The following is a 10,802-nucleotide window of genomic DNA, read 5'->3' as shown; positions in this document are numbered from 1 at the left end:
TTAGCTGTGGGTCATGTGACCTTCAGCAGATTTTCCCTGTCGCAGTACTCCCATATGATATCATAAACCGCATCGTATCCTTCCGCGTAATTCTCCACATTTTCCATCACGGTTTCCATATTTCCCTTATAATTCTCGTATGCGTGGACGATTTCATTCCGGTCCGACATGGACGTAACCGCATTGTCCACCTCCTCATTTTCACACGCTTCCGGAAAAAGGCTTTGAAACTGGCCGATGGCACGGCGGATGGAAATGTCTTCGTTCTTCCGTATTTCCCCTCCCGCTTCCATCACGGATTCCATGATATCCTGAAAGGCAATGACCATATATCCGAACCGGTTAGCCAGGCTGTCCCGGTAATCCAGCCGGTCAGTGCCTTCCGCATTCAGATATTTCCGGTAAATCCGTTTCATGGAATCGATGTGATCCTTCATCTCATAAAGCTTCATCTCCAATGTAAATGCCGTGATCTTCGCCCTATCATAATCTCTGGAATCCCCGCCTGTAATTCCCGCCTTTTTTAATGCGTCACCGAACGTTCCCACTTGCAGCCTCCTTCCTCACCGCTTTCATTATCGTTTCCTGCGGATTATCCCCATATTCTTCCATCATCTCTTTCATATAGCCGATCAATTCTTCCGGACAATACTCCGTCACCGCATAGGTATGGCCCGTCACAATGGAAATGTTGATATACTGGGACTTGACAAGCCTCATCCTCACCACATCATTGTCAATGTTCAGCTTGTTAAAATAATCCTTTGTATACGCATAAATCCGGAATGTAAGCCCCGGCTTCAAGGAAAAAATCCCAATATCAATATCGGAATCTTCTTCATAGCGGTCTGTCAGAAAACTGCCGAAAATGAGGATATTATACTCTTCACCGCATGGAAATTCCCGCGTCACAGCTTTGGAATAATCTTCCACAATTTTCTGTCTTTCTTCTATAGAAAGCATGCGATTCCTCCTTTTCTTAATGTCCCTATTCTTTCGTTTCCTATCTTAGGATTCCTATTTTTGTCGAATATTAATCATTTATTTCCTGCAGGGTTATTTTTGTCTCCTGCTGCACATATTAAAAATGGAAGTGATGAACAATGAGTCCGAAAGAATTAACTTATATCGAAGATGCGTTAGGCCACGAGAAGTTTTTAAAAACACAGTGCCAGGAAGCGGCACAGAATCTTCAGGATATGGAGCTTAAAAACTGTGTAGAACAATTACAGCAAAAGCACCAGCAGATTTTTGACAGTTTTTACAATATGATCTAAGGAGGAAACCCACATGGATGACAAATGTATTATGGAGAATCTTCTCCTGACAACAAAAGGCGTATGCGACCTGTATCTCCACGGCACCATCGAAGCGTCTACGCAAAATGTGCACCAGACATTTGACAAAGCATTAGAGGACAGCCTTTGCATGCAGGACGATATCTATAAAAAAATGTCCGCAAAAGGCTGGTACACCACCGAACAGGCGGAGCAGGAAAAAATTCAGAAAGTTAAGAATCAGTTTGCAGGGATGTAGGTAAAAGCTGCGCACAAAAGAGGGGGGACGCCGGAGGGCCGGAAGGCGGTTGGGGGCTGGGGGATGGAACGGGCGCGGGATGCGGGTTTCGGAGTTAAGATTCACTAAGGATCTGAAATTTTGCTAAAAACGCACGTCCAAATAAAAACTCGCGATGAAGCCGCTCAAACAGGTTTATTTGGACGTGCAACGCAAAACTTCACATCCTAAGTGAAACTAAACTCCTGCAAATGCATCCAGCGCCCGTTCCATCCCCCAGCCCCCAACCGCCTTCCGGCCCTCCGGCGTCCCCCCTCTTTTGTGCTAGGTTTTCGCTGGCCTGGTTAAAAGATTATTTTGGCTGTTCCCAATGATTATTGAAGTATTCTAAATGAATTAAGGTATACGGTATTATAAGAATTTGATACAGTATTTATTTCATGGTAATAGTACTAAATTTCTTACATCCATTTTATATATTTTTGATCTCCCTATACTTACTTCAATCTTTTCATCCCCAGCGGAGCCAGTACACAGCCAGGAATGAGGGGGAACCGGGGCGGCGCGGTGGGTGAATCCATGGGAAGGGGATTCGTGTGGAAGCCGTTAGAGTTACTTGGTTCGCAGGGACAAAAAAAGACAGGTAAAAACTGAAATTCCCATTCAGTTTTTAAGGCGCCCTTGAGAGGTAAAGTTATAAAAAGTTTACCTCGAATGGCGCCGCCCTGTCTTTTTTTGTCCCTGCGGACCTAGTAACTCTTCGGCCGAACCTCGAATCCCCTTCCCATGGATTCATCCGCCGTGCCGCCCCGGTTCCCCCTCATTCCTGGCGTACCCCCTGCCTAAAGCTTCATGGATCTTTTATTTTTATACATGGCTTCGTCGGCTCTTAAAATCATGTCTTCCAGTTTATTATCGCTTTCCGGGTTATAGAAGGAATAGCCAAATGCAACTCCTGCGCGGAAACCGGATGTTTTTCTGTATTCGTCCATCAGTTCTGTCAGCTTTTTGCAGGATTCTTTAACTTCATCCTCTGAAAGGTTGTCAACCAGCACTACGAATTCATCGCCGCCCACGCGGAAAACTCCCCCGAAAGGAAATGCTTTGCATATGGCCTCAGCCGAAAATCGGATATACTCATCGCCTTTATCGTGTCCAAAACTGTCATTTACCTGTTTTAATTCATTTAAATCGCACATGACGGCTCCAAGATGGGATTCTGCGCTCAGCTGTGCATTTAAGAGTTCCTGTACATGCTCAAATGCCCTTCTGTTTTTTACACCGGTCAGCGCATCGTAATCACGCTCTTCTTTCAGCGCTCTGGTTTGGAGGATTTCTTCCGTCACATCCATCACAACGCCGCGTACAATACCATCCTCCATTTTTTGAGTGATTCTCAGCCAATGCTCCTCGCCATCAATCCTGATCTTATACAAGTTTGGTTCATCCGTTCCGGACTGGCTGATCTCTCTTAAAAAATCCCAGAACTTAAATTTATCCTTTTCAAATTCGTGCTGCTGAGCTTTTGTAAGGTTCAGCATTTTCGGAATCTGGTTTGTCATAAAGACCCTGTTGGACCTCATCTTGATCTCGAATGCTCCCACCTGAACTTCCGACAGTTCCATCACTCTTGCCAGTTTGGTGAACCATTTACCGGACACAATTGCGACTATGATACCGATGCACAGGGAAATAAAAAATGCTGTCAAAAGCGCATTCAGAATTCTTTCCGGCTGCTGCATCAGCGCATCTTTATCCATCAGGCCTACCAGATACCATTCCTCTCCGTCATAAGGCGTGTTGTTGTAATACATCTTCATGGCATTGGTACAGGCGTAGAGATCCTTGCCGCCGTGGTGGTCTTTCAGCTCGTAGATAGAATTCCGGCTGTCCACCTCTTCTAACCTGAGCGTCTCTCCCGCATGAAGAATTCTGTTCTGCAAGGCTCCCTGAGCTGCAACCACATGCATGTTTGTTTCTTCATCAGAAAGAGTTCCTATTATGTATCCATAGGAGTTGGTCGGCTGCAGATCGGACGCCGGCAAAAATTTATACAGATAATTGACTGCGATCTCAACGCCGAATACACCAACAGGCTTTCCCTTTTTGTCGGACAATGGAATGGAATAGGTGATCACCTCTTCGCCTTCCGGCTTCACCCGGAACGGAGGACTCCAATATCCAAGCCAGCGTTCATTTGGAGCCATACCCACATTTTGAAACGGTTTTTCATAAAAATCCTGGTTTTCATCGGTGAGGGTCAGCCTGGGACTCCAATTGGAGTCCGTTACCACCTTCATCTTTTCCGCAATACGCCAGGAGCCGGAAAACAGATACAGATTGGAGTTTTTTTCGTCCGCCCTGTCCGGATTCACATTTCTGAAATAGACGGCGGGATGGGAATTTTCCGTATCCGTCCCCTCCTCCATGATTAAAAATGCTCCCGTAGTCTTCGTATAATACAAAGCGTCCATCACAACCGGAGCCAAATCTTCCAGAATCTCATTTTCCGACTTTGTAAAACCACCATCCGAATTATCGATCTCCGTAAAATACTGGCGGATCTGATTGGTATATAATTCAAAATTTGTCCAGACATTAGTCATCTCATTGGCCAGATTGTCCGCACGCCCGTTTACCTTTTCAGAAAATATCTTATATTCGTTAATTCTGGCCTGCTCAATCACGCCTCCCGAGATCAGCAGGTAAGAGATCAGCAGACTTTGTAAAACCACGGTTATAATAAACGCAATTGCCAATTTAAATGCAATCGTATCGCTTCTTTTTCTATTCATTCAAAATACCAGCCATTTCATTCATAAGACTATCATACCACTCGTTAAAATTGTCCTCTCCAGCCAATTCCTCCTGTACAGATTTTCTGTCTTCTCCGTTGGCAGCTCTCATTTCCAGCTCATTTAAATCAATTTCCGTTTTCCGGGACAAGGATTCTTTGAATATCTCGTCATAACGATAGGAATCATGAAATACCTGTTTGCTGTAAAAAATGCCTTTCTCCATGGCTTCCAACGTGGCGGACACACTCTTTTTAACCGCATCGCTGTTATCATTCTCTTTTACATGTTCAAGAAGCCTGGAAACGGAAGATAATGCCTCTTCCTTCACCGGAATATAACCTGTTGATACGGTAAATTCAATATTCTGTTCCAGATCGGTAAACCATTTTAAAAATTCTGCAGAAGCGTATTCGTGTACCTTATCGGATGCGGAAATCCCCATATTCGCTCCCCGCTGGTTCATAAACTCCTGACCGCCTTTAAAGACCGGATAAGGGAGGGCTCTGCACTCAATCTCATATTCGCTGGTTTCATTTAAGATCACAGACTTTGGGAAATAACCGGCTCCCGCTGAAGAACCGATATAGGCGATTAAACTTCCGCTTTTTATTCCATCCTGGTTATAAACCTGGCTTTTATACCATCCCATTATATGAGGAACATAATAGGCATCCCACACTCTCTTTGCCGTCTCTTTCGGATAGTAAAACTCTTTCAATGTATCCTGTTCCAATTTATAAGGAACAATTCCCATCTGGGCGGCAGACAAAAAAGCGAAATCATTATAACTGTTCATACCAAGAAACGGCTGACCGTCTGACCAAACATAATAAGTATGAGCCGCTTCGGCAAGTCCCTCCCATGTAGTCAGATTTTTATCCGTAATACTAGTTTCATCTTTAAATACTTCCCAATCCGTACTGTTCAGATAGAGAAGTTCCGTCGATTTTGCGATGGGAAGCATCTTCAGGGCATCTCCATCCCCCCAAATCCCTTCTTCCAAAAAATCCGGGCGGTATGATAAAAGTTCTTCTTCACTGAAATAGGCATTTAAATCTGCCAAAGGAGTAATTTGATCCAAGCGGTAAGCGCTGTCCGGATACGCAGTAAAAAGATTGGGCATCGGACTCGCCCCAATCACATGATTAGCCGAGTTATATAATGCTTCATCCAGCTCCTCGCTGGTTCCATACCCATATGCATCCACCACAATTCCCTTTTCCAGGCCCACAGTCTCGTTAAAGACCTGCACCTGCCGGTCAAATACGGCCTTCGCATAAGCATTATAAGCATGCCACAACGTAATCACAGTGGGTTCTTCCGGATTCAAAAGCGGCTTTTCTTTTTCCGAACAGCCTATAAGGAGCATTCCGGTCAATATACAGATTATCAAAGCTGATACAGTTGTTTTTCGCTTCATATACGCTCTTCCTTTATCCTGTTAATCTCTTGCATTAGTTTAAAAACAGGGACTGTTTTATTATATCATATATGAAAAACTTTTTACAGCATACCTAATCATTTAATTAAGCCCTAAACCAATGTAGGTAAATTGCTATTTAACGGAGTTGGCGAAGGAGTACGCCCGGAATCGGAAGGTGAAACCGGGAGCCAAAGATCGGAGGAGCCGTCCGGGCCGGGGGAAGGAAGGTGCAGCCAAATGGGATTCGGGATTCGCCCCTAAGAGCTACTAAGGCCCGTAAGGACAGAACGAGGCAGGCCAGCGCCTCTGAGCAGTGAACTCTTTATGACTTCGCTGCTCAGAGGCGCTTTAAAAACTGAGACGGAAATCAGTTTTTACCTGCCTCGTTCTGTCCTTACGGACCTAAGTAGCACTACAGGGGTTCCATACGATCCCATTTGGCTGCACCTTCCTTCCCCCGGCCCGGACGGCTCCTCCGATCTTTGGCTCCCGGTTTCACCTTCCGATTCCGTGCTGGTTTTCGCTAGCCTGGTTAAAAGCAATGTTATACATTAGTATTTACGTAAAGCCAAATTTATATAGATCACGAAGGGATTTTCGTAAATGCCTTCATGTTTTACTTTAAACGTCAAGGCATTTCGCAAAATGACCTCACCCTTGATGTAAAACCTACTCTTCCATCCACTAAATCTTTTTTTACTTAGCTAGCCAAGCAACAGCCGGAAAGAAGGGGAAACCTGGGCGGGCGGAGGTAATAGAGAAAGACAGGGGATCGTGTGCAGACTCTTAGTGATACTTGGTCGGCAAGAGTGGAAAAAGGCAGACAAATACTGAATTCCGAATCAGTATTTGAGGCGCCCTTGAACGATGAAGTCATAAAGAGTTCATCGTGAATGGCGCCGCGCTGCCTTTTTCCGCTCTTGGCGGCCTAGTATCACTTAGAGTCGTAACCCGAATCCCCTGTCTTTCTCTATTACCGCCGCCCGCCCAGGTTTCCCCTTCTTTCCGGCGTTTCTTAGTTAACAAAATAAAGATTTTCATGCTAACGTGTGAAGGGGGAGGCGTAATATTACGAACTTTAGAAAATGAATGAAAGATTAAGAATATTTAAAAATTCCTTCAAGTATTGTCCTATGACTGTATGGTATAATTTATAAAATATATTGTTAACATGAAAGGTAATCTATGAAGAGAAGTGCTTATTTATTATTGACTGCTGCCGCCCTTCTTTCACTGTCTGCCTGCAGTATTCCAAAAAAGCCGGAAGAGACGCTTCCTCAGGCGGAATCGGAAACCTATCCTCAGCCATCTTCTATTATAGAAGAGATGCTGAAGGCTCAGGAGGCGGAAACGGAAACCTCATTTTCTGAAGAAGAGGAAGCTTATTCCTTTGAAAATGGCCTTGAAATCCAAAAAGTTCCCGATTTGATTACCGGAGAATATAGATGGCAGTCCGTTGTGGAAGCAGGAGAAATCAAATACGATAAATTTGGCGGGGAATATAGAAATTATGATGTTGAACCGCGTTATTATGAGACTGTGGACGGTACGGAAAAACTGGATGTCAGAAGATGGGATAATTTAAAATACAGCTGCGGCGATTATTTGATTTACGAATATGACGGCACCTTATATGTGTCCAAGCCGGATAAACTGTATGAACCTGTTTTAAGTTTTGAAAATGGCAGCGATATTTGCCGGGCAGGCGATAACCTGATGGTGGAAAATTTCCATAATTCTTTTGTTTATTTTTATGACAGGGATTTCAATCCGCTTAACCAGTTAGATGGTGTACGCGTGGCAGGAGAAGACGTAATCACGGAGTTTTCCGATGGATATCTGCCTGTGGAAGAGACTCAGACCGGGAAATTCGGATATCTGGATACAAGCGGCACACTGGTTCTTCCTTTCCAATATGACGCTGCCACCAATTTCTCCAATGGGTACGCCGGAGTATTAGTCGGTGCTGAGTTAGCTCCATACACAGAGGACAGCGGAACCGTTACCCTGCATCTGGCTCAGGGCGGACAGTGGGGAATTATTGATAAACAGGGGGCTTTTGTATTGGAGCCAACCGAAAAAACAGGGAATACGGCGGAAAATGAAGAGGAAAAGAGCTTGTACGGCGGTGCGAAGGGCTTCGGACCGGTTCGGGCGGACGGTACTGTGGATTTCGTAAACCGGATGGATGGGAGCGTTTTATTTACGGAAAAATTGTATTAGGAGAAAGACATTTGAAAATACCATAGTAAAAAGGAGAACCACGAAACGCTGTCCAGCCTCCGTGGTTCTCCTTTTTACCGCGTAATTTTCCCTATAACTTCCGGCCTTTCCAGTGCCTCAGAATTCATATTGACCCACCGCTTCATTCTGATCTCATCATGGCCGTCAAATACAATTCTCACATGGTCGCAGAATGCCATTTCCGGAAATCTCCATTCCATCAGAAGCTGATTCTCCGTTTCCCAAAACGCACATGCCGAAACCTTCATCTCATCCAGTTCATACTGATGATGCAGATAAGCGCCCGTCATGGATGTGGAAGAGCCGATCCAGCGGTCAAGGCCGCAGGCAACCGTGTGATATCCTCTTTGATCTTCCATGGAAAAATTGATCTGTCCTTCCATAAATTCTAAGACAATCCGTTTAATCCCGTCCGTTTCATCCGAAACTTGGTATTCGTATTTTCCGTATTCACCACGTTTTTCATTTGAATAAGACCGGTATTTTCCTTCCAGCGTCATTCTAAGGCCTTTATTTTTCAGAATCTCATTTCCAATGCCTTCCTTTTGTTCCCTTTGTTTCAGCGCCGGGTCCACAATTGTTTTTTGAATCAATCCGCCTTTTGTAGCTCTGTAACAGCTGTCGGCCGCAGTCATGCCGATCACCATATTCAGTTTTGGTATGATGATGCTGCCCTGTCCGAACATGCCGGTGGCGGCCCAGATATCCCCGAAATGCTCCCAGTGGAAATTATATTCCGGGTCACCTTCCGACATCGTTACCATACACTTATATCCCAAAGCCATATCCACCCATTCCGGGGACAAAAGCTGCTTTCCATTCCACATTCCATGGTTCAGATACAGCATTCCCATACGGGTCATGTCTTCCACGCACAGGGAGATGCCGTTTCCTCCGGAACAGATGCCTTCCGGGCTGGTCTGCCATGTGAAAGCTCCAATTCCGATTTCCGGCATCAGGTTTTCTGCTAAATACTCATGGCAGGTTTTTCCTGTGACCTTCTGCACCACTGCGGACAGAATATAGCTGTTTCCGCTGGAATATAAATAGCGTTTACCGGGCATTTCCACCCATGGAACCTGGAAATACGCGTCGATCCAGCTGCTGGCCAGCGGCCTCCACTCATTTCCTCCGATTCCCCGTATCTGGCCGCTCCGCATGGTGATCAGATCCAGAAGCTTCAGCTCCTTCAGATATTCGTTGGCTCCGTCCGCATATTGGGGGAAATAGGACAGAACCTTATCTTCCAGCCGGAGCAGCCCGTTGGTATACGCCAGGGCTGCGGCCGTGTTGGTAAATGTCTTTGTATAGGAGTGCAGAATATGGGGGATATCCGCACGGTATGGAGCGTTATAGGCTTCGAATATCACCTTTTGGTTAACAACTGCCATGATCCCGTGGATTTCTGCGCCTTCCTTTTCCATTTCATTAAGAAAATCTATGAGCAGGCCGGAATCGATGCCCTCTTCTTCCGGCGTTGAACGTAAAAGCACATTTTTCATAATTAATCTCCTCAAAACGATTTAAAAGAACGGGAATACCAAAGGTAAAATACCAACGCAGCAGACAAAGCTGATGATGACTAGCGGCCATCCGAATTTAGCGAAATCGGTGAATTTCAAGTTGGTAAATACCATCAGCGTCTGGTTGGTTCCCGATGCGATCGGGGTCAGGTAAGAACATCCTGCGCCGATGGCGATGGCCAGCACGATTGCCTGGGGATTGGCGCCCATGGCCGACGCTATGGAGATTCCGATAGGAGCCAGCACGCCCGCTGTAGCCATATTATTCATTAACTGGGTCATCAGCGCAGCTCCGATAAAGAGCACTGCCGTAATCAGATAAAGATTCGTGGTATCTCCCAGAATGCTCAGAACCGTACTTCCGAAAATGTCTCCAAGACCGCTGTTTTTCATAACTGCGATAATCAGGTTAATGCCCGCACAGAAGATAATCATATCCGAACCCATGGAGGACAGAGACTCTTTTGGAGTTACAAGCCCGGTGAGAATAATGAGGGCGATCATGGCATATCCGATAAACAGAGGGTTTACCACTGCCAGCTTCAGGCTGTCGATAATAAGAGCGATGATAAATACCACAAATCCAATGCCCACCACCAACTGTTTTTTCTTGTGTTCTGCTGTTAAAATGCCCACTTCCGCGCTGGCATTTCCAGGCACTTCCTCATCGTAGGATGCGCACCAGCGGTTCATAAGGATCATGTAGATTCCGCCGATGATAAAAATAGGAAGACCTACCCATATAAAATCAAACATGCCGAAAAGTTCCAGACCGGCCTCCTCAAGCGCCGTGTTCGCATAGATGTTCGTCGGAGTACCGATCAGGGTACAGGCGCCTCCAAGAGTTGTGGCATAGATAATGAACAAAATCATTTTTGAATGGCTGATCTTGGTCTTCTTTGCAATACTGAAAATAACCGGGAGAAATGCCATAGCAACATAACTGTTTTGAAGTACAAAAGAAATCGCTCCGGAGATCGCATAGAGGATTGCGAAAATCACCATATCCCTTTTCTGCCCGCTCACCCCTTTGGTCGCCTTATCCACCACATTGCCGATGACAATATCCAATCCCGTGGCAGCAATCATACCGCTGAACATGCAGATAATGATCATCAAATGGAGACCTGAATTACTTAAAACCCCAAATACATCGGATGAACTCATGGTACCGCAAAATACCACGACCGGCGCCATACATACGAACGTCATCCAGTTTGGAAGCTTTGGAATTACTAAAACCGCAACAAAAATTATAAATGCTAATACAGCCCCTATTGTTGATAAACTCATACTTTC

9 protein-coding genes are annotated in these 10,802 nt (G+C 45.3%); 3 read left to right on the top strand and 6 right to left on the bottom strand.

The genetic code is table 11. The annotated features are described in order from the left end of the window. Positions 1 to 11: 11 nt before the first annotated feature. Both C0033_RS22025 and C0033_RS22020 read right to left on the bottom strand, forming a co-directional pair. On the bottom strand, positions 12 to 548 hold the full coding sequence (locus C0033_RS22025) for a hypothetical protein (protein WP_103230080.1): 537 nt from the start codon (positions 546 to 548) through the stop codon (positions 12 to 14). Then, positions 532 to 963 (bottom strand): nucleotidyltransferase domain-containing protein, encoded by a 432-nt coding sequence (locus C0033_RS22020; RefSeq protein ID WP_103230079.1) that lies wholly within the window; start codon positions 961 to 963, stop codon positions 532 to 534. Before C0033_RS22020 ends, C0033_RS22025 begins: the two co-directional genes overlap by 17 nt. Before the next feature lie 140 nt (positions 964 to 1,103). On the opposite strand from C0033_RS22020, the gene C0033_RS27190 reads away from it, so the two are divergent. Then, positions 1,104 to 1,277: a hypothetical protein gene (locus tag C0033_RS27190; protein ID WP_180994854.1), complete on the top strand. Its 174-nt coding sequence runs from the start codon at positions 1,104 to 1,106 to the stop codon at positions 1,275 to 1,277. Between the two features lie 13 nt (positions 1,278 to 1,290). Beyond that, the gene (locus C0033_RS22015) at positions 1,291 to 1,536 is read left to right on the top strand and encodes a spore coat protein (RefSeq protein WP_103230078.1); all 246 of its coding nucleotides are present in this window, start codon (positions 1,291 to 1,293) and stop codon (positions 1,534 to 1,536) included. An 821-nt stretch (positions 1,537 to 2,357) separates the two neighbouring features. Here C0033_RS22015 and C0033_RS22010 read toward each other — a convergent pair. Together C0033_RS22010 and C0033_RS22005 are read right to left on the bottom strand one after the other, a co-directional pair. Then, the gene (locus C0033_RS22010; protein ID WP_103230077.1) at positions 2,358 to 4,310 is read right to left on the bottom strand and encodes a sensor domain-containing diguanylate cyclase; all 1,953 of its coding nucleotides are present in this window, start codon (positions 4,308 to 4,310) and stop codon (positions 2,358 to 2,360) included. Continuing rightward, positions 4,303 to 5,733, bottom strand: a complete 1,431-nt coding sequence (locus C0033_RS22005) for an extracellular solute-binding protein (RefSeq protein ID WP_103230076.1) — start codon at positions 5,731 to 5,733, stop codon at positions 4,303 to 4,305. Before C0033_RS22005 ends, C0033_RS22010 begins: the two co-directional genes overlap by 8 nt. A gap of 1,188 nt (positions 5,734 to 6,921) precedes the next feature. On the opposite strand from C0033_RS22005, the gene C0033_RS22000 reads away from it, so the two are divergent. Then, the gene (locus C0033_RS22000) at positions 6,922 to 7,959 is read left to right on the top strand and encodes a WG repeat-containing protein (protein WP_103230075.1); all 1,038 of its coding nucleotides are present in this window, start codon (positions 6,922 to 6,924) and stop codon (positions 7,957 to 7,959) included. A gap of 74 nt (positions 7,960 to 8,033) precedes the next feature. On the opposite strand, the gene C0033_RS21995 is transcribed toward C0033_RS22000, so the two are convergent. Continuing rightward, positions 8,034 to 9,482 carry a serine hydrolase gene (locus tag C0033_RS21995; RefSeq protein ID WP_103230074.1) on the bottom strand — a complete coding sequence of 483 codons (1,449 nt, stop codon included), beginning with the start codon at positions 9,480 to 9,482 and terminating at the stop codon, positions 8,034 to 8,036. A gap of 21 nt (positions 9,483 to 9,503) precedes the next feature. After that, positions 9,504 to 10,796: an SLC13 family permease gene (locus C0033_RS21990; protein ID WP_103230073.1), complete on the bottom strand. Its 1,293-nt coding sequence runs from the start codon at positions 10,794 to 10,796 to the stop codon at positions 9,504 to 9,506. Positions 10,797 to 10,802 lie beyond the last annotated feature (6 nt).

The sequence above is a fragment of the Clostridium sp. chh4-2 genome (genome assembly GCF_002899675.1).
GTDB lineage: Bacteria > Bacillota > Clostridia > Lachnospirales > Lachnospiraceae > CHH4-2.
The sequence above is the reverse complement of the archived record's forward strand: the minus strand, read 5'-3'. Positions and strand labels throughout refer to the sequence as shown.